The organism is Roseibium sp. (assembly GCF_051016195.1).
GTDB lineage: Bacteria > Pseudomonadota > Alphaproteobacteria > Rhizobiales > Stappiaceae > Roseibium.
In genome coordinates, this window is sequence record NZ_CP134616.1 from 4,162,989 (window position 1) to 4,185,593 (window position 22,605).

The window sequence follows — 22,605 nt, forward strand, 5'->3', positions numbered from 1 at the left end:
TTCAGCCACGGCCGAGGAAACCTGAGTGTCAGTCCTCGTTTCGTTCAAAAACCAGGATATCGCCCGGCTGGCAGTCGAGCGCTTCGCAGATCTTCTCAAGGGTGTCGAATCGGACACCCTTGACCTTGCCGGATTTCAGCAGGGAAACGTTCTGTTCCGTAATGCCGATCTTCTCGGCCAGCTCCTTCGACCGCATCTTCCTGCGGGCAAGCATGACGTCAAGTTCAATGATGATCGGCATTTAAGGACCACTCTGCCAAGTGTTTGAGCCTCTCATACGAACTGTCGGTTTTCTTCATCAATAGTCGCCGCTTCGCGCATGATCCAGCCGAAGACAAGCATCAGGGCGCCAAAGATGAGGAAAAAGGTCTCTCCGCCGTCGAGGGCTACCTCGATCTCTCCCTCGCCCTTGGGATAGTCCCACGTCAGCAGCGCAGAGAGAATCGGATCGCTCAGGATATCGAAGACACCGTAGGCGAGCAGCCAGCTGCCGATCTTGATGATGCGCGATAGTGTCTCCGGCGCAAAAAACGCGGCTTGCCGGAACTGGTCGAACAGCTGCCTGGTGTTCCAGCAGATGCCCATCAAGAGGCAGAATGCGCAGCCGATCACAACGCCCATGCCCAATCGCTGGCCGAACGGGATTTCTCCGAGCGGACGTTCAAGGTCCGCAAGTTCCAGCGTTTCGGTTACCGCTTCAAGCGCGACGGGCAAGAGAAGCAGGGCGATCAGCAGAGCACCGAAAACCGCAACAAGTATCAGCACGACGGTGACAAACCATTTCATGGCTGTCGACAGCCGACGGATGCGCGACAGGCGCTTTGCGCGCTCAACTTCTTCCAGCTTGGTCATTGCAAACTCCAGGTACCCGCCCGTCAGGATGTCTATGCCAATCGATCGGGATTTGCAAATTTAAAATATTGCTATTGACAAAAAAATTATTGGCGGCAATTTTTAAATTATCGTTTTACGATAATAAATATATGAGTCTCAGTTGACTTTTTCCCAAGCCCTGAAGTGAGTGTACGAATGCCAAGTCCCTTTGCCTATTGTGGAATCTCTTCGCCCCATGATGGCCTGCGCACCTGCGTGACTGACGTTGCCGGTCAGCCTGCGGGCCGATCCTTTCTGCGTTGGCTCTGGAAGCCGTTGCTCCTTTGTGCCGTGAGCGCTGTGCTTGTAACAGGTGCACGCGCTGCAGATCTCGGAACCGGTCACGCACCGATCTTCGTCACGGCCAAACCGGCGAAAAAGCTTTGGTCCGGGCCGTATCTCGGGCTGGAAGGCGGCGTTTCGAATACCCTGACGGAGGTCAAGGCCAACGACCGGACTGAGGAACTGTCCCGGGTAGATGCCGCGTTCGGGCTGTTCGCCGGTTACAACTGGCAGGTGTCCCGGTTCGTGCTCGGCGTGGAAGGGGCGGCCACCTACATCGGAGGCACGGAAAAAGGGACCCATCCCACGCTGGGAACAGTCTCAGCGGACGCGAAGTGGACGGTTGCGGCAAAGGCGCGTGCCGGCGTGCCGATCGGCAACTTCCTGCCGTACCTGAGCGCTGGTCTTGCGGTCAGCGAGCACGGTCTCAAGGTTGGTGACGACAGGCAGGCGTCCGTCTTCGTGGGGCCTGTCGTCGGGGCGGGTGTGGAACTTGCGCTCAAGGACAAGTGGCGCATTCGCGCGGACTACGCGCTCACCGGCATCATGAACGAAACCTCGCGCTTCGGCAGCACGCGCGTCAGGCGGCAGTCGGGCAATCAACGGCTGATGCTGGGATTGTCCCGTTCGTTTTGAGCAGGTTCCCGAAACCTATCCCAGGGCGGCGAGGCCGGTCAGGTCGGCAAGAACCGCCTTCGGGGCAAGGTCCGGGTATTCATCGGGCATGCCGGTGCGGTTCATCCAGACCGTTCTGAAACCGAAAGCAGTGGCGCCGGCAATGTCCCACCTGTTCGAGGACTGGAACGAAACCTCCTCGGGATAGATCCGGAATTGGGTCGTTACCATCTCATAGACGGCCGGGTCGGTCTTGAACGTTCTCAGGTCGTCGACGGAGAAAATCTCGTCGAAGAGTTCGGTGAGCCCGGCTGCCTTTGCGGCCGCTTCGAGCATCGCGGGCGAACCGTTTGACAGGATCGCCACCTTCGCGCCGGTTGCGCGAAGGTTTGTCAGGACTTCGGGAACTTCGGGATAGCAATCAAGCTCCCAATAGGCGTTCAGAAGGTCGCCGCGCAAGGATTTGTCTGCCGTCGGTACAAGTGCAAATGCGGTGTCGAGACCTTGCTGCGTCAATTCCCAGAAGTCCTTGTACTGGCCCATCAGCGCGCGCACCCAGGAGTATTCCAGCTGCTTTTCACGCCAGATCGATGACAGTTTCTGTGCGTCGGGACCCAGCTTTTCGGCATGCTTGCGCACGGCTGCATGGACGTCAAACAAGGTACCATATGCATCGAAGACGAAAGCGGCATGCGCCATTGGAAGGGTTCCTTTTAAGGGAATTCAAGACGGCGGAAGAAAACCTTGCAGCAGCCCATGCGTCAAGCGCCTGTTTGTGCGACATAAGTTCAATTCCGCCTGCCTATTGCGGTGGCGGCAGCGTGATCGCTCCGTCTTCCTCGACTTTCCAGAACGGATTGAAAGCGATTTCCAGGAGGTGCCCGCCCGGCACTTCCACATACGAGGAATAGCCGCCCCAAAAGGCCTTTTCCGGCTGTTTTACCGGCGCTGCGCCGGCCTCGACCGCTTTCCGGAATTCTACGTCGACTTCTTTTTCCGATCGCGCGTTCCAGGCGAGCGTGATTGCGCCCCTTGTCTCGCTTGTGACGTCCTTGCCGATTTCTCTTGCCAGCGCGTCGCGGCTGTAGAGCGCAAACACACCGCCGATGATCTGGAAGAACACGACATCGGGTGAGGGGGCGGCATTGACTTCCCAGCCCAGTCCGTCCTCGAAAAACCTCCGGGCTGTTGCGACATCAGGCACGGCAAGCGTTGTCATTGAAATACGCTGTTCCATTGAAAGGTCCCCTTTCTGCAAAAGAACATATAGAGAACAAATCTTGTGGCCGAGTCAATCCCTTGCTTGCTCGCTGCGCCCAAACAGGGCATCACCTCGGCAAACCGTTTGTGTCAGAACACTGAGCCCGGCAAAAGGCGACGGGAAAAAAATTTTCGTTTTCTTTGATGGGCCCGAATGGATTGATCCAGAAAATCAGGAAACACCGAAAGAAAAGAAGCAACATTTCTGTTCATTCGGGTAGGCTATTGACCTTGGAGGGAGACCGGTGTTGTGTCGTGCACAAAGAGATCCGGTTCAAATCAAAACAAGGGAAGAGCCATGAGCGGAATAAGTGATACCTGGACCTGGATCGACGGAACCTGGCACGAAGGCAATCCACCGATCATGGGTCCGCGTACGCACGCTTCATGGCTTGGCTCAAGTGTCTTTGACGGCGCGCGTTTCTTCGAAGGCGTGATGCCGGACATCGACCTTCACTGCAAGCGGGTAAACGATTCCGCGGTTGCTCTTGGCATGAAGCCGACCATGCAGGTTGGCGAGATGGTCGAACTGACGAAGGAAGGCTGCGGCAAATTCGATAGCAGCCAGCACATCTACGTCAAGCCGATGTACTGGGTTGAGGGCGATGGGCCCGGTGTCATTACCGGAGACCCGGACAGCACACGCTTCTGCCTCTGCCTGTTCGATGCTCCCATGGCTCCAAAGGACGCGGCAATGAGCATCACCCTGTCACCCTATCGCCGGCCAACGATGGAGTGCATGCCCGTAGACGCCAAGGCCGGCTGCCTTTATCCGAACAATGCACGGGCAATGCTGGAAGCCAAATCCCGCGGCTTCGACAATGCAGTTGTGCGCGACATGGTCGGGAACGTCGCAGAGCTGACATCTGCCAACATCTTCATGGCCAAGGACGGCAAGGTTCATACGCCTTCTCCGAACGGGACCTTCCTCAATGGCATAACCCGGCAGCGCATCATCCAGCTGCTGCGTGCGGACGGCCACGACGTGTTCGAACGCACGATGCACTACGACGAGTTTCTCGATGCGGACGAGATCTTTTCAACCGGCAATTACAGCAAGGTGACACCGGTCAAGCGGATCGAGACCCGCGACCTTCAGCCCGGTCCGATTGGCGCGAGAGCGCGCGAGCTTTACTGGGATTTCTCCCATCAGTAAGGCCCTAGTGCGGTGAATTTGAAGTTCGCATCATTGTTTCTGCAGACTCCGAAGCGAACTTCAAATTCGTAAACCGCACTAGAAACATAGACTTGCTATTCCCGGACAACCAGGGCGGCGGCGATCAGCAAGGCGGTCGCTGCAGCCAGTGAAGCCGCATTGAAGGAACCGGTCATTGCGTGCAACTGGCCGGCAAACCAGGGGCCGGCGACCTGACCGGCGCCGAAGCTTGCCGTCAGGATCGCGAGCATGCGTCGGACGGCTGTCTGCCCGTGTTTTTCCGCCTGACGGCGCCCCTCCATCAGTCCAAGCGCCGTGATGCCCATGAACGTGCCGCCGAGCAGCATGGCACCGAGCAGGAAAAGGGCCGGTTCCTGACTGACGACCGTCATCGCAACACCGGCTGATTCCAGAACGCAGGCAAGGGCAAACGCTTTGCGCGCACCCGTCCGGGCGGCGACCCGGTTCCACACGTAGATGGACGGCGCTGCGCTCAGGCCGACAATGAGCCAGACAAGCTTTTCGCTCGATTGAAGCGCCGGCTCCGAGCGGGCAATCACCGAGACAAATGTTGCCGTGATCACGTATCCAAACCCGAACAGGCCGTAGGCACCGACCAGCCGGACCAGCCCGGCAGTCATGAGCGATTTGGGCTCACCTTGTGCCAGTTGTTCCTGCGGCCGGTTGGCCGTCTGCGCCGATGGTGCCGGTACCAGACGGATGGCAGCGGCAAGGAAGGCGAAGGTCGCGATTCCACTCGCGATCCAGAGCAGCCGCCAATCCGGGGCAGTGCGGGCAAGCGCGGCGATGAGAACCGCGGAAAAGGCGATGCCACAGCCGACACCGGCAAAATGAAGCGCCGAGAGATCCGAACGGCCGGCGGCATTGAGCCGCTCGAGGATCAGCGTCGTGGAAAAGACCAGTACGAATGCACTGGCGGTGCCGCTCAAGAACCTGATGAGCAGAAACGCCATCAGGTCCGTTGTCAGGGCCATCGCGATGCTCGTGATAGCGCTCACCGCGAGCCCGCCGAGGAACCAGTGTCGCGGTTTGCCGGGCAGGGACTTTGCCGCACCTGCCAGTGCGCCTGCAAGGTATCCGAAGAAGTTCGCGGACGCGATCAGACCCGCCTGGCTTGCAGGCAGGTTCAACCCGTCCGTCATGTAGGGGAGGATAGGTGTATAGACAAAGCGGCCTATGCCCATGGCCGCCGCAAGCGAGAGCAATCCTCCCAGGGCAAGCAAGAGGTCGGAAGGTGCGTCTTTCGACATTCGGTCTTCTGCGGGCGGCATTGGGTTTTCGGGAAAGGCGGCGGGGTGCCTTGTCTGGAGTGGTTTGACACGGGCGATGCTACAGCCTCGCGTTCCCCGTTACAAACACTCAAATGGATGCATGTTTCGCGGGGGAGACGACTGCACTGTCGTGCGCAGGAGACGTCAGCAAGGGACCCATGTGCAAAGGCGTTTCGCGCTCATGACAGCCGCAGCTGCGGTCTCCGCGAAAAAAAAAGAAAAAATTATTTTATTTTCGCATTGCGTGCTTGCCGGACGGGGTCGAGAATCCTATTTTGCGCCTCGAGACGGTCACGCGGACCCGGCGTCCGCTCATCCGATCCCCGACTTATCTGAGGAGTTTGTCATGTCTTTCGAATTGCCTGACCTGCCATATGCTTACGACGCACTGGCCCCCTACATGTCCGCCGAAACGCTCGAGTTTCACCATGACAAGCATCATCAGGCCTATGTCACCAAGGGCAATGAGCTGCTCGCGGGCAGCGGGCTTGAGGGCAAGTCCCTGGAAGACATCGTGAAAGGCAGCTACGGCAGCAACGCGCCGCTGTTCAACAATGCCGGCCAGCACTACAACCACATTCATTTCTGGAAGTGGATGAAGAAAGACGGCGGCGGTACATCGCTTCCGGGTGCACTCGCAGCGGCGATCGACAGCGACCTTGGCGGATACGACAAGTTCCGTGCAGACTTTATCGCTGCCGGCATCGGCCAGTTCGGTTCCGGTTGGGCCTGGCTTGCAGTCAAGGACGGCAAACTGGAGATCATGAAAACGCCGAACGGTGAGAACCCGCTTGTTCACGGTGCAACGCCGATCCTCGGCTGCGACGTGTGGGAGCATTCCTACTACATCGACTACCGCAATGCGCGTCCGAAGTACCTGGAGGCCTTTGTCGACAGCATGGTCAACTGGGACTACGTCCTGGAACTCTTTGAAGCTACGAAGTAATTTCTTCCTTCAAAGTTCTGTAAACCCCGGTCCGCAAGGGCCGGGGTTTTTGTTTTTGTCAGCTCCGACCACACTTTGTTACACTTTTCAGGCGTCATCACGGGAGCGTGATTTCATGCTTGGCCCTGTCTTGGGCTGTACTTGTGGCGGGCACACCGGATGCCGGTGTCTGATCGAGAGGGAGATGATCATGCGCGTTGTTGGGAAAGTTGCGGCTATTGCGATTGTGGCCGGTTTGGGAATTGCGGGTTCGGTTCACGCAGCAGACGATCCGATTACAACGCGGCAGGACATCATGTCCTCGGTCGGCGCGGCTGCCGGTCTCGGCGGCGGCATGATGAAGGGACAGGTTGAATATTCGCCTGTTGCCGGCAAGGCTGCGATTGCGGCGATGAACGCCGCTGCTGTCTCGTTCGGAAGTTTCTTTCCGGCAGGATCTGATCAGGGGGACACCGGAGCGCTTCCGGCAATCTGGGAAAACGCGGACGGGTTTGCCGCCGAACTTGCGAAATTTTCCGCAGCGACGGGCAAGGCGATGGAAGCGTCCGGCAAGGACGGTCCTGCCGATCTTGATGCCTTCAAGGCGGCGATCGGCCCAGTCTTCGGTACTTGCAAATCGTGCCACGAAACGTACCGTAAGAAAAACTGACCGGTACCTTCCGACACTGCCGGTCTGATCGGCCTCGGAGAGACCCATGAAAAAGGGAATAGTTGTCCTGTTCGTCCTGGCTGTGATCGCAGCCGGGGCAGGGTGGCTCTTGTCCGCACCAACGCGGATGACTGAAGAGCAGGCGAGCGCCCTGAAAGCCGGTGATCCCGCGACGGGAGAGCTTGTCTTCTGGGCCGGTGGCTGCGCGTCATGCCATGCGGCACCGGATGCCAAGGGCGACGATTTGCTCAAACTGGGCGGCGGGCTCAGGCTCGAAACACCTTTTGGTGTTTTCGTGTCGCCGAACATCTCCACAAGCGAGGCAGACGGCATCGGGGCTTGGTCGCTCGCCGACTTCGCAAACGCCATGACCCATGGAACGTCGCCCGACGGACGCAATTACTATCCTGCGTTTCCCTACACCTCCTATGCGCGGATGACGGACACGTATATCGGCGACCTTTATGCATTCATGAAAACCCTGCCTGCGGTTGACGGCGAAGCGGCTCCGCACGAGCTTGGTTTCCCGTTCAACATCCGCCGGGGACTTGGCCTCTGGAAGAGATTGTTCCTTGATCCTTCACCGGTGATCGCCGCTCCGGTTCCCGCAGATGATGTCGACATGTCCCTGTGGGAAAGGGGGCGGTATCTCGTGGAAGGTCCCGGGCATTGCGGCGAGTGCCATACGCCGCGCGATGCCGCCGGCGGACTGGAACTGGCCCAATGGCTTGCGGGCGCTCCTGCGCCGACCGGCGAGGGGCGTATTCCCGATATCACGCCGGTGGAGGGCAAGTTCGGCAGCTGGAGTGCCGCCGACATTGCATACTACTTGGAAAGCGGGTTCACGCCTGAATACGATTCGGTTGGCGGGGAAATGGTCAAGGTTCAGGAAAACATGGCCCGTCTGCCGGCACGTGACCGCGAAGCGATTGCCGCCTACCTGAAAGCCATCCCGGCAGTCGCGCCAAATGCAAATTGACAGGCCGGATCCATCAGACTAACGAAGCCGGATGGAACCAGACAGCCACAATCTCGTCGCTCCGGTCGAAACCGCCGAGGAACTGGAAGCGGTCAAGTCCCTCTTTCGGGCCTATGTCGACTGGCTCGGCATTGATCTGTCCTACCAGGGCTTTGAAGAAGAACTCGCCGCAATGCCGGGAAAATATGCCCCGCCCGGCGGCGCGCTTTTCGTTGCAAAGGCATCGGACGGGACGATCCTCGGCTGCGTTGGCCTGAGGGCCTTCGACGATCGGGGACGCTGCGAAATGAAACGGCTCTACGTGTTGCCGGAGGGCCGGGGCAAAAAAGTCGGTTCTGCACTCGTCGGGCGGGTCATCGAGGCGGCCGTTACTGCTGGTTACACCGAGATGCTGCTCGACACGCTGCCCACCATGACCGGCGCGATCAGGCTTTACAGGGCCGCGGGCTTTGAAGAGGTGCCGGCCTACTACGAAACGCCGATCCGCGAGACGGTCTTTTTCCGCAAACGTCTTTAGCGCAGTCCAAGCTTAGCTGTCCTGCTTTGAACATCAGTTCTCCGCGGCGGGCCGGCGCCTTGGCCCGCCGCGAAGCACAGAGCCTCAGAGGCCGAGAACCGCCTCGATCTCGACGCGAAGTTCGGGGGCGAACAGGCCCGATACCATCACAAGCGAGCTTGCGGGGACCGCGCTCCCGTATCCGGCTACAAGCGCGTCGCGGACCGCCGGTATGTCGGCGGCATCGGTTACGAAGACCGTCACTTTCACCAGATCGGCAAGGGTTTTGTCGTACTGCGCTGCGAGATACGTCAATTGCGCCAGTACTGCGTGCGTCTGTTCACCGGCCCCTGACATCTGTGCGTTCGTCCCAAAGGCCGTGAAGCCGGACGTGTAGACGGTGTCTCCATGCCGGACGGCATGGGTGTAGGGGCCGACAGGAAGACCGAGCGTTTCATAGTTCTGTCTTTGAATGGTCATGTGTGCTCCAGAGGATCAAGGCAGTTTCCGGATGATCGCACCGGTCAGTCTTTCGACCACCGGGCCGAGACACAGTGCGATGACTGCCGCGGCCGGCCATGCCAGACGAAAGGCCTCCATCCATCTGGCCAGAAAAACGTCACTCCAGCCCAAATTGATGAAGGTGACCCAGCAGGACATCAGGAAAGACAGCCCGAAGGACATGAAAAATGTGGCAATCAACCTGCGCGTCATGACAGGTTCAGGCTGCGGATTTCGAGGACTGCTGACCGATCTCGCCCAGTTCCTCGATGTAGTTCACCTCGGTGAGGTCACGCGCCAGATAGGCCCGGGTATGGTCCGCCTCGAAATGGTCTGCCAGTGCCTGCTTGTCCGTCCAGCACTCCCACAAGGTGAACTTTCCCGGTTCCTTCAAGTTCTGTCTTATCTCGAACTGAAGGCAACCGGGTTCACTTTGGGTCTGTTCCGCAAGCTTGCGCAATCCGGCCTCGGCTTCCTTGAGCGAAGCGCCGTCCTTCAGTTCGATGCCGGCACTGATGAAGTAGTTCGACATGGGTGTCTCCGTGTTTTCATGTGACACCTCCGTCTAGTGATTTTCAAAAATAGAATCTATATTGTAATTTGATAATACAAATTCCATAAATGAAATCATGCTTGATGATATTGCGCTTTTCGTTCACATCGCCCAGTGCCGGAGCCTGTCGGCGGCGGCAAGCAGACTGGGGCTCCCTCCTGCCAATGTTACTCGCCGTCTGCAGCGGCTGGAAGACACGCTTGGTGTGCGGCTGGTTCACAGGTCCGCCCGGAAGTTTTCGCTGACATCGGACGGAGAGGCCTATTATGCCGGTCTGGCCGACGTGATGCAGCAGGCTGAAAACACCTTGCAGACGCTCAATTCGGACCTTCATCAGTTGCACGGGCCTCTGAGAGCCGCGGCGCCGACAAACGCATCGATCGGCGTTCTTGCGCCGATGTGGTCCGGTTTCCTCAAACAGCATCCCGAGATAAAACTGACGCTGAGCCTCAGCAACGACAACAAGGATCTGGTCGACAACCGCGTCGACATCGCCTTGCGGTTCGGGTCGCAGACGGAGACGGGTCTTTACCAGCAACGGGTGGGACGGGTCGCAACGATGATGGTTGCGTCTCCAGGCTATCTGGCAGCACATGGAACGCCGGAGACCCTTGAAGACCTTTCCCGGCACAAGCTCATCTGGGTTTCATCGCTTCCGCACTGGTCCCTGAAGAGCCGCGAAACAGGCAGGGAAGAAACGGTCTACCTCAGTCCGGACGTTGCTGTTGATGACATCACGCTGGCGCGCCAGCTCGTATCGGATGGTCACGGCATCGCTTTGCTGCCGGTTACGGAAACGTCGGCCGATCTTTTGTTAGAAAGGCTCCATCTCGTGCTGCCGTCATGGACCGGGCAGGAACGCAACGCCTACCTTGTCTGGCCAACCGGGCGTCTGTTAAGCGCGCGCGCGCGGTGCCTGCGCGACCATATTGCACACTTCATGGACGGGCACCCAGTGCTCCAGGGTGGACTTCCCGGCTGACGGGCCTTACGCGGTATGGGGATTGCACCTTATGAAACGCGGAACATCAATAAAGGACCGCATGGCCGACAGCCATGCCAGGCATTGCTGCTGCGTTTTGAAACAGCCGGCCTGTGAGGTCTGATAACGGTCGCTGAAGTCATAAACCGTTCCGCTCGCAATCCCTTTCCAGCCGGACCCTGTGAAGGTGCGGCAATCGTACGGGGTGTTGCGGGTGTAGGGGAGATTCTGCCGGGTCTTGCTGAATGTCGGCGCGAACAGGAGATCGGACGGTGTCTGAAACTGCGACTGCGACTGGCAGGCCACCAGCGCGAATGTCGCGATGGCAACAAATGACACTTTGCACATCGATCCGAACTTGCCTGCGGTACGTGCTCGTGTGCTTGAGTGGCGAACCATCAATTGCTCCCGTGAAAAGTGTTCTTTGTCTCTTGCCGTCCCAAGAGACTGATTTGCAATACAATTCAATTGAGCGGAAGAGCGGGGCAAAATCAAGACACGAACAGCGGAGCCTCCTCCGTTCAGACGAACGGAGGAGGTGTTTTCCCGATATGCACAACGATCGTTCGCAGCAGGGCCGCTGCCTTATTCAGGAGAACGGATCCGTGTTTGGCAGGTTGAAGTCGAACGGGTCATTCAAACCCTGGTCGGCGTCATCCCAAGCCTGATAGTGGCCCTCTTCCCGGAGCTTCAGGAGCACGGCCTCAATCTGGTCATTGACTGACCCAAAGGCATCCCAGGCCTCGCCCATGCCATTGGCGAAACGGGCTATCTCTTCGTAAAAACCCGGCGGTAGCTGGTCGAAATCGATCTGATCGAGGTCGGAGAACAAGAACATCGACTCGTCCTCAAAGAGAAACTCGCGCGCGAATCCGTTCATGTCGACGATTTCGCCTTCGAATGTGACCGAAATCGTTATTTCGTAAAATCCGAAATCATTTCTCTGGATATCGATCATGAATTCGAACGCCATGGAGAATTCTTCGATCCCGTAGTCGAATCCCTGTCCCGTGACTTCAAGCATCTGCTCATAGCCGAAAGACGTCAGGATCGGGTTGCCGTCGGCGTCGAAAGCTTCTGTCTGGATGGAGGTGGCAACCTCGGCGTTCATTTCGACATAGAGTTCCCTGAACTGATTGTCGTAGAAGCTTCCCTCAAATCCGTAAGCGAGGCCGCTCTGGTATTCGACCGCGACTTCTTGACCGTTGAAGGTCATGGTCTTGATCTCGGTCGTGCGCTCCTCCGTAAGCGCCATGATATCGAGCCTTCCGGCATCGGACCGGAACGTGTAGCCCTCCATTTCAAGCGCGAAATTGACCTGCTGTTCTCCGGCTCCGCCGGATATCTCGACCCCGGATCCGATCATGCCCTGCGGGCCTTCGGTCAGGTCTCCGGTCGGCAGATTGTCCTTGCCGTCGAGGTTGTAGGGGTCGAGGTTGAGGAATGGCAGATCCTGGCCGGATTGTCCGTTATCAGAAATCGCCGAAGGTGCGCTTTGTGTTCCCGCCTCGTTGACCGGGTCGCCGGGCGGACCACTCTTTGTGACATCCACGGCGTTTGCTGCCAGCTCAATGAGTTTCTGGTCCAGCAGTTCGTCGAGATTGGTAAAGTTCGTATTCGTGAATCTAGTATGCGTATTCATAATGGTTCCTCTCCGAAAATCTATGGCGTCCTGCGGGTTATATTTGAATGAAACCTGCACTTACAGAATTGGTGGGAGGAAAACTGTCTTCAACTAAAATATGTTTCATTAAAATTCAGAAATAATTTGGTATTCGTATTTATTGTGAGTGGGTCGTATTTTGAAATATTTGAAAAGAATCCAAGGAATATTTTTGGTTACTGGCATGCTTGAAGGTATTTTTAACAAGTCACGCCAAAACAAAGAAAAACCGGCGCGAAGGGCGCCGGTTTAGAGAATTCAGCCGGTTTGGTCTGTCAGTTGACGTTGATCCAGCGCAGCATCAGGAAATTGTCGGCCCGCTGGGTCAGGTCGATGTTGGACTTCGACCCCCAAAGGAGCGGCTGGATGTGCAGGGGAACATAAACGACATCATCGCGAATGATCTTCGCAGTTTCGTCCAGCATGGCCTGGCGCTTGTCTGCGTCGATCTCCTTCTGGATCTGCGGCAGCAGTTCGTCGACGCGGGCATTCGAATACTGACCGAAGTTCCAGCTGCCGAGCTTCTTCTCGTCGTTCTTGGTGGTGACGAGGAAGCGGATCGGATGCTCTGCATCAAAAGTGCCCGGAGACCAGCCGAGAAGGTACATGTCGAAATTGCCCGCCCGCAATTCGGGCCAGTAACTGCGCACCGGCATGGCATTGAGTTCCGCCCGCATGCCTGCCTGCGTCAGCATGGCCGCCATTGCCTTGCAGAGCGCTTCGTCGTTGATGTAGCGGTCGTTCGGGCACATCAGACCGAATGAAAAGCCATCGGGATATCCCGCCTCGGAGAGCAAGGACTTCGCGCTCTCCGGATCATATCCGATCCGGTCGGTTGCGGCATCGCTGTGGCCCTTCATCTGCGCGCTCACGAGCTGGGTTGCGACTTCGGCATTGCCGCGCATGATCTTGTCGACCAGCGCCTCTGCATTGATCGATTTCTGGACGGCCTCGCGCACCTTCAAATCCTGAAACGGGTTCTTGTCGGTCGTTTCCTTGGAGTATTTCAGGGCGTCGTGATTGTGCCCGAAACCAAGCATGATGACGCGTGCTTCGATGCCCTGATGAAGGGTCAGACCGTCCTGGTTCTCGATCCGCGAGACGTCCTGCACGGGAACGGGATTGATCAGGTCGACCTGGCCGCTCAAAAGACCGGAAACCGCCGTCGCAGGATTGGCGATCGGCAGGAATGTTGCCTTCGTGAGATTGTGTTCCTTCTGATCCCACCAGCCGTCAAAGGGTTCCAGCACCGTCTGGACGCCCGGCTCGCGGGAGGTCAGCTTGAACGGGCCGGTCCCGTTGGCGTTCAGGGTCGCGTAGGTTTCCTCGTCCTTCGCCGGACGCACGGCATCGTTTGCTTCCGCCCAGCCCTTGTCGAGGATCATGAAGTTCGCGATGGAATCCGGGAAGATCGGATTTGGCGCGTGTGTGAGGAAATCGACAGTATAGTCATCGACGATCTTGACCTCCTTGACCGGCGCGAACCAGGAACTGGTATCGGCTTCCTCGGAAGATGCGCGTTCATAGGAGAAGAGCACGTCTTCGGCCGTGAGATCCGCGCCATCATGGAACTTCACGCCTTCGCGCAGCTTGAAACGCCAGCCGTCGCCACCGAGCGGTTCCCAGCTTTCGGCCAGTGACCCCTCGATCTGCATGTTCTTGTCCCTGCGGACCAGCCCCTCATAGACGTTGTTCAGGAAGCCGAGAACCGGGGCCGAGTTGACGGCGTGAGGGTCCATGGTCTGGGGGTCGGTCGGCGAGGACCAGCGAAGTTCAGCGGCGCTCGAAAACGAAACCGATGAGAGCAGGGCGGCGGCAAGTGTAAATCCGGCTGTAAAGCCCCCTGTGCGGCGAAACGACCTCATCATGACATCCCCTTCAGGTGTTGTTGTAACGCTGTTGTGAAAGCAGACTAATCTTTTTCGGAACAAAAGAAATACCGGACCCGCATGCGTGTCCGGTATCGATCTCAACTAAATGTGAAACTTCAAGCGCAGCTAGGCCTTGGCCGCGACCATGAGCGCGAAGGCCTGCACCAATGCGACTTCCTTCAGCCTGTCGAACCGGCCGGATGCACCGCCGTGTCCGGCTTCCATGTTGGTCTTCAGCATCAACAGGCTGTCACCGGTCTTTTCCGCGCGAAGTCTGGCAACCCATTTGGCAGGCTCCCAATAGGTCACGCGCGGATCCGTCAGCCCCGCGACCGCAAGGATCGCCGGGTAGTCCCTGGCCTCGACATTGTCATAAGGCGAATAGGAGGCGATGTATTCGTAAGCGGTCTTGTCGGTGATCGGATTGCCCCATTCGGGCCACTCGGGCGGCGTGAGCGGCAAGGTGTCGTCCAGCATGGTTGCCAGGACATCCACGAAGGGCACTTCCGCGATGATGCCTCCAAACTTTTCCGGGGCGATGTTCGAAATTGCGCCCATCAGCATGCCACCGGCAGAACCGCCCTGGGCCACAATCCGGTCATGGGTGGTGAAATTCTCCGCGACAAGGTGGTCCGCTGCAGCAATGAAATCCGTGAAGGTATTCTTCTTGGTTTCGCGGCGGCCGTTCTTGTACCAGCGGAAGCCCTTGTCCTTGCCGCCGCGGATATGAGCAACGGCATAGACAAAGCCGCGGTCCACGAGGGAGAGCGCATTGGTGTTGAAGCTTGCCGGGATCGTGATTCCGTAGGACCCGTAACCGTAAAGCAGCAGCGGGGCCGAGCCATCGAGTTTCGTGTCCTTGTGATAGAGGATCGAGACCGGCACGGTCTCACCATCGGCAGCGGGCGCCATGAGCCGGCGGGTGACGTAGTCGGCGGCATCGTGCCCCGATGGAACTTCCTGTTCCTTCTTCAGGATACGCTCGCGTGTCTCGATGTCGTAGTCGAAGGTCTGCGACGGCGTCGTCATCGACGAATAGGTGAAGCGGATCGACGTGGTGTCGAACTCATAGCCACCGCCAAGGCCCAAAGAATAGGCCTCTTCGTCGAATTCCACGGAATGCTCGAGATTATCGGCAAGGCGGTGGATGACGATGCGGGGCAGTCCGTCTTCGCGTTCCAGCCGGGTCATGAAGGTCTTATAGACGCAATGTGACAGGATCAGGCAGCCCGGCTTGTGGGGGACGAAGTCAGTCCAGAACTCCCGCCCAGGCGTTGCCTTGGGGGCCGTGACGATCTTGAAGTCTTCCGCATCCCCGAGATTGGTCAGGATATAGAGCGTCTCACCGTGATCATCGATCGAGTACTCGACACCGGTGTCGCGGGGCGCGATCAGCATCGGTGGCGTTTCGGGACGATTGGCCGGGATCATCCAGACTTCCGAGGTTTCGTGGTCATGGATGTCAATGATGATTGTCTCGCCGGACTGGGTCTTGCCAACACCCATGAAGAAGCCGGGATCCGTCTCTTCGTGCACGAGCACATCTTCCGACGGGTCGGTGCCAACCCTGTGTCTGAAGAGCTTCGAGGGACGGTGGTTGTCGTCCAGGCGAACGTAGAAGACGAAGCTGCTGTCAGCAGAAAAAACACCGCCGCCGGCTGTATCCGCGATGCTGTCGTCCAGGTCCTTGCCTGTTGCCGTGTCCCTGAGCTGCAGCGAATAGTATTCCGAGCCCTTGTCGTCATAGGCCCATGCGAGCAGCTTGTGATCCGGCGACTGGCTGGCGCCGCCAATACGGAAATAGGCCTTGCCTTCGGCTTCCCTGTCGCCATGGAGCAGAACGGTTTCAGCGCCGCCCTCGCGCGGTGTGCGGAAGAAGATCGGCTGCTGGCCACCGATTTCGAACTTCATGCCATAGGCATAAGGTCCATCGGGTGAGGGGACTGAACTGTCATCTTCCTTGATGCGGCCGCGCATCTCCCTGAAGAGCGTGTCCTGCAGGTCGGACGTCGGCTTCATGACCGCCTGCTGGTAAGCATTCTCTGCTTCCAGATACGAGCGAATATCCGCATCCAGTACCGAGGGATCGCGCATCACCTCCTGCCAGTTGTCCGCGCGCAGCCAACCGTAATTGTCCTGCCTGGCAATACCATGGATTTCGTGGGTTTGGGGGCGTGCTTCGGCACGCGGGGGAATTGCATCCTGTTTCATGCGCAAGGAGGTAGGATTTTTGTGTTTTGTTGGCAAGTGACATTGTTTTCAGAATTGGCCTCCCGGTGACATTCCCGCTTTCACATGACAGACCGGCCAGCGGCCTGATAGGGTGAATTTACGCTAGGTAAATTTCTTGACCGGAGGAGGATGCCATGTACCGGATGATCCTGAGTTTCGCAGCTGCCACGATGGCGTGTTTCACCGTCGCGCAAGCGGAAACGATGCCGCTGCCGGACAGCCTGATCGGCCTGACGAGCCCAAAGGGACAGTCGCTGCTCATGGGATCGGAGGCGAGCAACGATTACTTTCCGCTGAGCATCCACTTCACCACGCAGGTGAATCCGGCCTATTGCGGCCCGGCAACTATCGCCATGGTTCTCAATGCGTTGAATGTTCCGCGTCCGGCTTCCAAGATGACGCTCGGGCTCGGGATGTTCGATCAGGAGAACATCTTCACGCCTGCCGCTGCCGAGGTGAAGCCGGCCAAGTCGATCGTCAGTCCGCCCTACGGCATGACACTCAACGAACTCGGCGGCGTCCTGGCAGCTCATGATCTGAAAGTCGACGTCGTTCATGCATCGGACTCCGATCTCGACACGTTTCGCGCGGTCGCGGTTGCCCATCTGCGGGACGATGACACGTTCGTGCTCGTCAACTATCTGCGCAAATCGATAGGTCAGGAAAAGGGTGGACACATTTCGCCGCTCGGAGCCTATGACGAGGACACCGACCGTTTCCTCATTCTGGATGTGTCCCGCTACAAATATCCACCGGTGTGGGTTGAAGCGGCGATTCTGTTCGATGCAATGAACACGGTTGACAGCGACAATGCCGGCAAGACGCGCGGCTATGTCAGCGTGGGCCGCTGATAGCGTTCCAAACGACAACGCCAGCACCGGGAGTGACGCATGCCCGGTGCCTGATCTCTCTAGCTGAGCGACGCTTGCACAAGGCGCAGTGCGACAGGGATCGTTTTGATCTTGTCAAAACTGAGGGGGGTGACAATCGTCCGAACAAACCTTACCTTAGGAAAGTTCGATGCCTAAGATTGTGGCTCGAACAGATATTGAAATTTTTAAGTTTGCATAAGTTCTAACAAAAAAATCCCCATCGCTGCAGAAGGCCATTTTTTGAAACCTTCGAGCCGCGGTTTTTCTAAAAAAGACGAACGACTCTCCTGATTCAGCATTAGAATTTTCTGGAGATTTATTGCCGTGAATATAGAGATTTACAGGGAAAGCACCCTTTGCATCGTCCGGCCTTCGGGACGCATAGACCTGGCGACACTGGACGAATTCGAAAGCTCCTTGCGTGACCTGATCGTCACGGTTCCTGCGAAGCTGCTCATCGACATGGAAAGAGTGACCTACCTCGCCGGTGCCGGGCTCGGCGTTCTTCTGGCGACGGCCATGTACCTCAAGGGTCATACCAGCCAGATGGGTGTTTTCGGCGTAACCGGCCGTGTCCGCGAGCTTTTCGAGGTGTCCGGCTTCTCGTCGGTTCTTGACATACATCCTGACGAATTGAGTGCGCGGGGAGAAGTCCGCTGATTTCGACGCATGTGCAGACCGCCGCGACCATGTTTGCGGGGCTCGGTCTCTTTTTCTTCGCGATGCACTTTCTGTGCGTCAATCTCAAACGCCTCGCCGACCAGAAAGTGAAACGGCGCATCGCCAGACTGACGTCAACAGTGCCTGCCGGGCTCTCGGCCGGCATGCTGATGATCGTGCTCACGCAAAGCGGAACGGCGGCAGTGTTTTTGCTGGTCGGCCTCGTTCGGGCCGGCATGATGACATTGAGGCAGGTCCAGCCCGTCATTCTCGGCCTCAATCTCGGCGCCGGGCTTATCGTTTTATTCCTGACGCTGGATATCCGCATCGCCGTGCTGCTTCTCATTGCCGTGTCCGGATTTCTTTATGCGTTCGGTCCGCGGCACAAGGAGCATGTGACCGGTGCGGCCATTGGTGTCGGGCTGCTGTTTCTTGGTTTCCAGATCATGCGCGATGCCGCATCACAAATCGAAACGCAGGCGTGGTTCGTTCAATTCGTCGAAGTGACGGCAGGAGCGCCGCTGCTTGCGTTCCTTGCAGGCATGGTCCTCACCATTTTCGCCCAGTCATCGATTGCCGTTGCAGCGGTCATGATCGTGTTTCTTCAGTCAGGCCTCTTCGAATTGCGGGACGGTATCCTGTTCGTTTTCGGCGCCAATATCGGCAGCTCGGTGCTGATGCTGCTGTTGTCTGCGAACCTTTCCGGTGTCCAGAGACAGGTTTCTCTTTACAAGCTCGGCTTCAATGCATTCTCCGCGCTGGTTCTGCTGCCGATGATGTATATCGAGGCCGTAACCGGGGTGCCGATGGTGGCCGCCCTTGTTGCGCACATGACCACCGATCCTGGAACGCAGGTGGCGTTGGCTTATGTGCTGTTCAACGCGTTGCCCGTACCCTTTCTGCTTTTGATGCTGCGTCCCACGGCCGGATTTCTCCAGCGGGTCAGTCCGGAGACACAGGCAGAACGCGGCGCCAGGCCCAAGCATCTGGTGTTGCCGTGCACGGAACCGCCGATCGTCGTTCAACGGCTTGTGGAGCTGGAAATTGTGAGGCTCTTTCGTTTGAATGCCGACGCCTTTGACAGCATGCGTTGCAACCGCGGTTCGAAGGACCTGCGTGCGAACCTGGACGCGGCCGCATCCCTGCACAAGATCGTCGGCGAAGCCCTCAGGGATCTTTCGTCAGATCGGGCGCTGTCTGCTGACGAACACGGTCATGTCGACCTGCTGGGGCGCATTCTCTATCTCAGCCAGGGCATGCGCGAAGCTCTTCATGATCTGGGTGCAGATGTCTTTTATCTGCGCAGGAACCGTCCTGATCTCTGGCTTGCGGATTCGGCTGTCGAGGGGCTCGACGCCATCCTCAACGTGCTGATTTCGGTGGCGCGGGACCGGAACAGCGACACGCTTGCGGTCCTGACCCGGCTGACGTCGGCGAAGAACAACGGCATCAACGCGATCAAGGTGGCCTACCTGCAGGATGACGGGCTGCTGACTGCTGAGGAAAAAGCCCGTCTCATGAGCGCAATGAACCTTTGCGAACGCCTGATCTGGCTCTTCGGAGAGACGGGCCGCGCGTATGGAAGACTGGGGCACAGCCATGTCGAGGTTCTGCCAACCGCGTTCGAAAGACTGCAGGCCTCTGCGCAGCTTCGGGCCTAGTCACCTGAATCTGAAGTTCGACTCATTTTGCAGCGGTCTTCGAACGAACTTAAAATTCACCGCACTAGCGCGGCCACCCTGAATGTTTGCGGATAGTTTGGGTCCGTGCCGGTGCTACTTGTAAACGACCGTGTTGCGGGCGTTTTCGAGTTTCAGTTTCGAAACCGCCTTGTTGTCACTGTTGATGTAAAGGGTTGCCTCCGATGCGCTGACTTCATCGATCGGGAGGGAATGCGGCGGCACTTTCTCGAGCAGGATTTTCGCAGCCATCTCGGCTGCGGTCCTGCCGCGTTCCTCGTATTCGCTTCCGAAGACAAGCGTTATTCCGTCTCCGACATAGGCGCTCGACGAGCCCATGCTGACAAGGTCTTCCGGTATGATTTGCGCGAGTGCCTCGGAATGGGCGACAAACGATGAGGACGAGGTCACATAGATCGCATCGACGTCATTGAGTTCGGGCCGCAAGGCGGCAATCTGAATGTCCTTTTCCCTGGCATCGGGTGCAAACCGCAGTCGTTTGACTGAAACTCCGCGCTTTTCCGCGGCGCTGGAGAGCCTGTCGGCTTCTGCGACCGCGTTGTTTTCCCTGGGGTCGAAAAGAATAGCGATCGTCTTGACCGGATACACATTGAAGAGCAATTCGAGGTTCACATCGGGAGGCAGCGAATGCTTCGTCCCCGTCATTCCGTTCGGCGGGCGGTCCAGCGCGGGTGCAAGTCCGACACCGACAGGATCAGTGACGATGTTGAAGACGCGCGGAACGTTGTCGAGGTGAAAATTCTGAACGGTCTGCGTTACCGTTGTACCGAAGGTATAGACCAGATCCATCGCCTTGATATCGTCCAGCCGTTCTCTGAGAAACCCAGCCAGTCGGGTCTGGTCGCGGGCGGCATCAAAATGTTCGATCTCCGCATCTATGCCGAGCTTTTCCAGATGCGCGATGAAGCTGTGTTCGGCAGGCGTCAAACCGCGCCATGTGATCATGAGGATGGATCGGTGGTGATCAGAGGCCAGGGCCAACGCCGGACCCAGCACGAAAAAGACGAGCAGTATGAGGCGGGATATCAAGTGAGTAGCTCTGGAGCCGTTCTTGTTGCTTTTCATTGTTGAGACCGGATTTTCCTGTTCATGATATGCATCACGGCAGAAGCATCAACGCCTATTTTCTTTTTCTTTGACAGCATAAAATTTGAGATAAAGACAAAAAATCTCCGTCTGGGACTTACCTGTCACTTAACGTCTCCCTTAAGTGGTTTCACGCGTTCAAGATTGCCGATCTCGCGGTTCAAGCCTGTTTGTGCCGCTGCTCCTGGCGCGCTGAAGTACCAGGGCACAGCCATTTCTGCCGCCAAATCGGCTTCATTTGTGGGGCCTTGACCCTAATCGAGGGCAAACCTACCGCGGAGTGTTGCGATAGACGAAGACGGCAGACCAGATGAGAACCCGGACGGTCAGTGCCGCCAATGATGCCAGTGCGGTCATGACCGCGAAGCCGCGCACAAGACCGGTACCCCAATTGACATCGGTGACGGTTGCAAGTGTGAACAGGCAAGACGCTGTCAGAAGGCCGCATAGGCAAATCGACCACCTGATCGGCAGGCAAAGGGTCACGAGCGCGACAAGCACGTAAACGGTGATCGGGTCCATCTGCAGGGTTCCTCATTCGGTTGTCTGCCGGGATCAGACCGAATGCGTGTGCAGGCCGCTTCAACGTGCCATGCAGATCTTGCGCACTTGCTCAGGAAAAGGCGGCGCGGGGTCTGCCTCTGAACAGGATGAACACCATGATCGCCATGTTGAGGAAGTTCCAGGCGATGCCGTTCATGAACGCCGCCTGATAGGACCCCGTCAGGTCGTAGATCAGTCCGGAGAGCCACCCGCCGAGCGCCATGCCGAGGATGGTCGACATCATTACCAGACCGACGCGGCGGCCTGCTTCGCGCGCCGGAAGATACTCGCGCACGATCACGGCGTAGCTCGGCACGATGCCGCCTTGCGACAGCCCGAATATCAGGGAAACGAGATAGAGCGACGCCAGGCCGTTGAACGGGATGTAAAGAAAAAGCGCCGCGCATTGCAGGACGGAGCCGATCAGCAGGGTCCTGATCCCGCCGATCTTATCTGCCAGTACGCCTGATATCAGGCGGCTGATGACGCCCATGCCGGTCATAAGCGCGATCATGTCGGCACCGGGAGCGATGCCATAACCGAGGTCGACGCAATAGGCGACGATGTGAACCTGGGGCATGGACATGGCAACGCAGCAACTGAGGCCGGCAATCACCAGAAGAGCCTGAAGGGCCGTCGGGGACAGGCCGGTCGATTGAGCGCCAAAGGCCAGTGCGGAGGGGCTCGACGCCAGCGCGGATTCCGGTGGTTGGCGCCGCAGGATCAGGGCAAGGGGCACCATCGTGACAAGACAGATGATGCCGATGACCAGATAGGTTTCGCGCCAGTCCGTGGTCTGAAGGTTCCATTGAATGAAGGAGGGCCAGAGGACGCCGGCCAGGTAGTTGCCGGAAGCGGCGCAGGCGACCGCCAGACCGCGGCGTTTCAAAAACCAGTGCGAGATATCGGCGACGAGTGGTCCGAATGTCGCCGCGGTCCCGAGTCCGATCAGGACCCCTTGAGCCAAGGTGAACAGCAGGATGTCCCGGCTCATTGCGGCCAGTGCAAATCCAGCCGCCAGAAAAACGGCCGAGGCGATTACCGGCGGAACGATCCCGTAGCGATCGACGAAGCGGCCGAGAATGTAGTTGCCGATGGCGAAACCGGCCATTGTCGCCGTATAGGGCAGGGCGGCGCCGGCCCGGTCAACGCCGAAATCCGCCTGGACATCCGGCAGCACGATGACAACGACCCACATCCCGGCACCTCCGATGGTGCTGAGCAGGATCGAAATTGCCAGACGGAACCATGCGTATGGGCCATCCTGCGCATAAGGATCGGCTGTATCCGGATTGGACATATTGAACTTTCAAGAAGTGTTCCCGGTTCTGCCTAGCAGGTTCGCCGAATTCGGGCCAACAAATATCCTTGAAGTGATTGAGAAGTTTCTTGAA

At 57.9% G+C, this 22,605-nt stretch carries 25 protein-coding genes; 10 read left to right on the forward strand and 15 right to left on the reverse strand.

The features are described 5' to 3' along the window. Nucleotides 1–28 precede the first annotated feature (28 nt). Both RDA78_RS18955 and RDA78_RS18960 read right to left on the reverse strand, forming a co-directional pair. Nucleotides 29–241, reverse strand: coding sequence for a helix-turn-helix domain-containing protein (locus RDA78_RS18955; RefSeq protein ID WP_434051376.1), 213 nt, complete (start codon nucleotides 239–241; stop codon nucleotides 29–31). A 32-nt stretch (nucleotides 242–273) separates the two neighbouring features. Continuing rightward, nucleotides 274–852 carry a DUF2975 domain-containing protein gene (locus tag RDA78_RS18960; RefSeq protein ID WP_434051377.1) on the reverse strand — a complete coding sequence of 193 codons (579 nt, stop codon included), beginning with the start codon at nucleotides 850–852 and terminating at the stop codon, nucleotides 274–276. A 177-nt stretch (nucleotides 853–1,029) separates the two neighbouring features. On the opposite strand from RDA78_RS18960, the gene RDA78_RS18965 reads away from it, so the two are divergent. Beyond that, nucleotides 1,030–1,791 carry an outer membrane protein gene (locus RDA78_RS18965; protein WP_434051378.1) on the forward strand — a complete coding sequence of 254 codons (762 nt, stop codon included), beginning with the start codon at nucleotides 1,030–1,032 and terminating at the stop codon, nucleotides 1,789–1,791. A gap of 15 nt (nucleotides 1,792–1,806) precedes the next feature. Here RDA78_RS18965 and RDA78_RS18970 read toward each other — a convergent pair whose 3' ends face one another. Together RDA78_RS18970 and RDA78_RS18975 are read right to left on the reverse strand one after the other, a co-directional pair. Further along, nucleotides 1,807–2,469 carry a haloacid dehalogenase type II gene (locus tag RDA78_RS18970; protein WP_434051379.1) on the reverse strand — a complete coding sequence of 221 codons (663 nt, stop codon included), beginning with the start codon at nucleotides 2,467–2,469 and terminating at the stop codon, nucleotides 1,807–1,809. A 103-nt stretch (nucleotides 2,470–2,572) separates the two neighbouring features. Beyond that, nucleotides 2,573–3,007: a VOC family protein gene (locus tag RDA78_RS18975; protein WP_434051380.1), complete on the reverse strand. Its 435-nt coding sequence runs from the start codon at nucleotides 3,005–3,007 to the stop codon at nucleotides 2,573–2,575. A gap of 321 nt (nucleotides 3,008–3,328) precedes the next feature. On the opposite strand from RDA78_RS18975, the gene RDA78_RS18980 reads away from it, so the two are divergent. Further along, nucleotides 3,329–4,186 carry a branched-chain amino acid aminotransferase gene (locus RDA78_RS18980; RefSeq protein WP_434051381.1) on the forward strand — a complete coding sequence of 286 codons (858 nt, stop codon included), beginning with the start codon at nucleotides 3,329–3,331 and terminating at the stop codon, nucleotides 4,184–4,186. A 95-nt stretch (nucleotides 4,187–4,281) separates the two neighbouring features. On the opposite strand, the gene RDA78_RS18985 is transcribed toward RDA78_RS18980, so the two are convergent. Then, nucleotides 4,282–5,457 carry a YbfB/YjiJ family MFS transporter gene (locus tag RDA78_RS18985; protein WP_434051382.1) on the reverse strand — a complete coding sequence of 392 codons (1,176 nt, stop codon included), beginning with the start codon at nucleotides 5,455–5,457 and terminating at the stop codon, nucleotides 4,282–4,284. Between the two features lie 367 nt (nucleotides 5,458–5,824). Here RDA78_RS18985 and RDA78_RS18990 point away from each other — a divergent pair, with 367 nt between their 5' ends. The 4 genes from RDA78_RS18990 to RDA78_RS19005 all read left to right on the forward strand — a co-directional run bounded on the left by RDA78_RS18990 (nucleotide 5,825) and on the right by RDA78_RS19005 (nucleotide 8,569). Beyond that, nucleotides 5,825–6,424: a superoxide dismutase gene (locus RDA78_RS18990; RefSeq protein ID WP_434051383.1), complete on the forward strand. Its 600-nt coding sequence runs from the start codon at nucleotides 5,825–5,827 to the stop codon at nucleotides 6,422–6,424. A 190-nt stretch (nucleotides 6,425–6,614) separates the two neighbouring features. Then, nucleotides 6,615–7,073, forward strand: coding sequence for a c-type cytochrome (locus RDA78_RS18995; RefSeq protein WP_434051384.1), 459 nt, complete (start codon nucleotides 6,615–6,617; stop codon nucleotides 7,071–7,073). A gap of 46 nt (nucleotides 7,074–7,119) precedes the next feature. Further along, on the forward strand, nucleotides 7,120–8,052 hold the full coding sequence (locus RDA78_RS19000; protein ID WP_434051385.1) for a c-type cytochrome: 933 nt from the start codon (nucleotides 7,120–7,122) through the stop codon (nucleotides 8,050–8,052). Between the two features lie 31 nt (nucleotides 8,053–8,083). After that, nucleotides 8,084–8,569, forward strand: coding sequence for a GNAT family N-acetyltransferase (locus RDA78_RS19005; protein WP_434051386.1), 486 nt, complete (start codon nucleotides 8,084–8,086; stop codon nucleotides 8,567–8,569). Nucleotides 8,570–8,653: 84 nt separating this feature from the next. On the opposite strand, the gene RDA78_RS19010 is transcribed toward RDA78_RS19005, so the two are convergent. The 3 genes from RDA78_RS19010 to RDA78_RS19020 are packed head-to-tail and all read right to left on the reverse strand — an operon-like array spanning nucleotide 8,654 to nucleotide 9,581. Next, nucleotides 8,654–9,028, reverse strand: a complete 375-nt coding sequence (locus RDA78_RS19010; protein WP_434051387.1) for a RidA family protein — start codon at nucleotides 9,026–9,028, stop codon at nucleotides 8,654–8,656. 15 nt (nucleotides 9,029–9,043) lie between these two features. Then, on the reverse strand, nucleotides 9,044–9,262 hold the full coding sequence (locus RDA78_RS19015) for a DUF2798 domain-containing protein (protein WP_434051388.1): 219 nt from the start codon (nucleotides 9,260–9,262) through the stop codon (nucleotides 9,044–9,046). Nucleotides 9,263–9,269: 7 nt separating this feature from the next. Then, nucleotides 9,270–9,581 (reverse strand): putative quinol monooxygenase, encoded by a 312-nt coding sequence (locus RDA78_RS19020; RefSeq protein WP_434051389.1) that lies wholly within the window; start codon nucleotides 9,579–9,581, stop codon nucleotides 9,270–9,272. Nucleotides 9,582–9,678: 97 nt separating this feature from the next. On the opposite strand from RDA78_RS19020, the gene RDA78_RS19025 reads away from it, so the two are divergent. Then, nucleotides 9,679–10,584: a LysR family transcriptional regulator gene (locus RDA78_RS19025; RefSeq protein WP_434051390.1), complete on the forward strand. Its 906-nt coding sequence runs from the start codon at nucleotides 9,679–9,681 to the stop codon at nucleotides 10,582–10,584. 6 nt (nucleotides 10,585–10,590) lie between these two features. Here the strand turns inward: RDA78_RS19025 and RDA78_RS19030 are convergent, their stop codons facing one another. The 4 genes from RDA78_RS19030 to RDA78_RS19045 all read right to left on the reverse strand — a co-directional run bounded on the left by RDA78_RS19030 (nucleotide 10,591) and on the right by RDA78_RS19045 (nucleotide 16,329). After that, the gene (locus RDA78_RS19030) at nucleotides 10,591–10,983 is read right to left on the reverse strand and encodes a hypothetical protein (RefSeq protein ID WP_434051391.1); all 393 of its coding nucleotides are present in this window, start codon (nucleotides 10,981–10,983) and stop codon (nucleotides 10,591–10,593) included. A 190-nt stretch (nucleotides 10,984–11,173) separates the two neighbouring features. After that, nucleotides 11,174–12,226 carry a hypothetical protein gene (locus RDA78_RS19035; RefSeq protein ID WP_434051392.1) on the reverse strand — a complete coding sequence of 351 codons (1,053 nt, stop codon included), beginning with the start codon at nucleotides 12,224–12,226 and terminating at the stop codon, nucleotides 11,174–11,176. Nucleotides 12,227–12,522: 296 nt separating this feature from the next. Then, entirely contained in the window at nucleotides 12,523–14,115 is a 1,593-nt protein-coding gene (locus tag RDA78_RS19040; RefSeq protein ID WP_434051393.1) for an ABC transporter substrate-binding protein, read from the reverse strand. 129 nt (nucleotides 14,116–14,244) lie between these two features. Beyond that, nucleotides 14,245–16,329 (reverse strand): S9 family peptidase, encoded by a 2,085-nt coding sequence (locus RDA78_RS19045; protein ID WP_434051394.1) that lies wholly within the window; start codon nucleotides 16,327–16,329, stop codon nucleotides 14,245–14,247. Between the two features lie 155 nt (nucleotides 16,330–16,484). Here RDA78_RS19045 and RDA78_RS19050 point away from each other — a divergent pair, with 155 nt between their 5' ends. From RDA78_RS19050 to RDA78_RS19060, 3 genes are all read left to right on the forward strand, one after another. Further along, on the forward strand, nucleotides 16,485–17,201 hold the full coding sequence (locus RDA78_RS19050; protein WP_434051395.1) for a phytochelatin synthase family protein: 717 nt from the start codon (nucleotides 16,485–16,487) through the stop codon (nucleotides 17,199–17,201). Nucleotides 17,202–17,546: 345 nt separating this feature from the next. Beyond that, nucleotides 17,547–17,882: an STAS domain-containing protein gene (locus RDA78_RS19055; RefSeq protein ID WP_434051396.1), complete on the forward strand. Its 336-nt coding sequence runs from the start codon at nucleotides 17,547–17,549 to the stop codon at nucleotides 17,880–17,882. 11 nt (nucleotides 17,883–17,893) lie between these two features. Continuing rightward, the gene (locus tag RDA78_RS19060; RefSeq protein ID WP_434051397.1) at nucleotides 17,894–19,543 is read left to right on the forward strand and encodes a Na/Pi cotransporter family protein; all 1,650 of its coding nucleotides are present in this window, start codon (nucleotides 17,894–17,896) and stop codon (nucleotides 19,541–19,543) included. Nucleotides 19,544–19,657: 114 nt separating this feature from the next. On the opposite strand, the gene RDA78_RS19065 is transcribed toward RDA78_RS19060, so the two are convergent. The 3 genes from RDA78_RS19065 to RDA78_RS19075 all read right to left on the reverse strand — a co-directional run bounded on the left by RDA78_RS19065 (nucleotide 19,658) and on the right by RDA78_RS19075 (nucleotide 22,511). Then, a complete protein-coding gene (locus RDA78_RS19065) occupies nucleotides 19,658–20,611 on the reverse strand; it encodes an ABC transporter substrate binding protein (protein ID WP_434051398.1) in 954 nt (317 codons plus the stop codon). 327 nt (nucleotides 20,612–20,938) lie between these two features. Further along, a complete protein-coding gene (locus RDA78_RS19070) occupies nucleotides 20,939–21,190 on the reverse strand; it encodes a hypothetical protein (protein WP_434051399.1) in 252 nt (83 codons plus the stop codon). Nucleotides 21,191–21,281: 91 nt separating this feature from the next. Continuing rightward, entirely contained in the window at nucleotides 21,282–22,511 is a 1,230-nt protein-coding gene (locus RDA78_RS19075) for an MFS transporter (RefSeq protein ID WP_434051400.1), read from the reverse strand. Nucleotides 22,512–22,605 lie beyond the last annotated feature (94 nt).

What these genes read in the sequence shown, in the direction of transcription:
- RDA78_RS18955 (WP_434051376.1), bottom strand. Translation starts at nt 241, where the DNA reads ATGCCGATCATCATTGAACTTGACGTCATGCTTGCCCGCAGGAAGATG.
- RDA78_RS18960 (WP_434051377.1), bottom strand. Translation starts at nt 852, where the DNA reads ATGACCAAGCTGGAAGAAGTTGAGCGCGCAAAGCGCCTGTCGCGCATC.
- RDA78_RS18965 (WP_434051378.1), top strand. Translation starts at nt 1,030, where the DNA reads ATGCCAAGTCCCTTTGCCTATTGTGGAATCTCTTCGCCCCATGATGGC.
- RDA78_RS18970 (WP_434051379.1), bottom strand. Translation starts at nt 2,469, where the DNA reads ATGGCGCATGCCGCTTTCGTCTTCGATGCATATGGTACCTTGTTTGAC.
- RDA78_RS18975 (WP_434051380.1), bottom strand. Translation starts at nt 3,007, where the DNA reads ATGGAACAGCGTATTTCAATGACAACGCTTGCCGTGCCTGATGTCGCA.
- RDA78_RS18980 (WP_434051381.1), top strand. Translation starts at nt 3,329, where the DNA reads ATGAGCGGAATAAGTGATACCTGGACCTGGATCGACGGAACCTGGCAC.
- RDA78_RS18985 (WP_434051382.1), bottom strand. Translation starts at nt 5,457, where the DNA reads ATGTCGAAAGACGCACCTTCCGACCTCTTGCTTGCCCTGGGAGGATTG.
- RDA78_RS18990 (WP_434051383.1), top strand. Translation starts at nt 5,825, where the DNA reads ATGTCTTTCGAATTGCCTGACCTGCCATATGCTTACGACGCACTGGCC.
- RDA78_RS18995 (WP_434051384.1), top strand. Translation starts at nt 6,615, where the DNA reads ATGCGCGTTGTTGGGAAAGTTGCGGCTATTGCGATTGTGGCCGGTTTG.
- RDA78_RS19000 (WP_434051385.1), top strand. Translation starts at nt 7,120, where the DNA reads ATGAAAAAGGGAATAGTTGTCCTGTTCGTCCTGGCTGTGATCGCAGCC.
- RDA78_RS19005 (WP_434051386.1), top strand. Translation starts at nt 8,084, where the DNA reads ATGGAACCAGACAGCCACAATCTCGTCGCTCCGGTCGAAACCGCCGAG.
- RDA78_RS19010 (WP_434051387.1), bottom strand. Translation starts at nt 9,028, where the DNA reads ATGACCATTCAAAGACAGAACTATGAAACGCTCGGTCTTCCTGTCGGC.
- RDA78_RS19015 (WP_434051388.1), bottom strand. Translation starts at nt 9,262, where the DNA reads ATGACGCGCAGGTTGATTGCCACATTTTTCATGTCCTTCGGGCTGTCT.
- RDA78_RS19020 (WP_434051389.1), bottom strand. Translation starts at nt 9,581, where the DNA reads ATGTCGAACTACTTCATCAGTGCCGGCATCGAACTGAAGGACGGCGCT.
- RDA78_RS19025 (WP_434051390.1), top strand. Translation starts at nt 9,679, where the DNA reads ATGCTTGATGATATTGCGCTTTTCGTTCACATCGCCCAGTGCCGGAGC.
- RDA78_RS19030 (WP_434051391.1), bottom strand. Translation starts at nt 10,983, where the DNA reads ATGGTTCGCCACTCAAGCACACGAGCACGTACCGCAGGCAAGTTCGGA.
- RDA78_RS19035 (WP_434051392.1), bottom strand. Translation starts at nt 12,226, where the DNA reads ATGAATACGCATACTAGATTCACGAATACGAACTTTACCAATCTCGAC.
- RDA78_RS19040 (WP_434051393.1), bottom strand. Translation starts at nt 14,115, where the DNA reads ATGATGAGGTCGTTTCGCCGCACAGGGGGCTTTACAGCCGGATTTACA.
- RDA78_RS19045 (WP_434051394.1), bottom strand. Translation starts at nt 16,329, where the DNA reads ATGAAACAGGATGCAATTCCCCCGCGTGCCGAAGCACGCCCCCAAACC.
- RDA78_RS19050 (WP_434051395.1), top strand. Translation starts at nt 16,485, where the DNA reads ATGTACCGGATGATCCTGAGTTTCGCAGCTGCCACGATGGCGTGTTTC.
- RDA78_RS19070 (WP_434051399.1), bottom strand. Translation starts at nt 21,190, where the DNA reads ATGGACCCGATCACCGTTTACGTGCTTGTCGCGCTCGTGACCCTTTGC.
- RDA78_RS19075 (WP_434051400.1), bottom strand. Translation starts at nt 22,511, where the DNA reads ATGTCCAATCCGGATACAGCCGATCCTTATGCGCAGGATGGCCCATAC.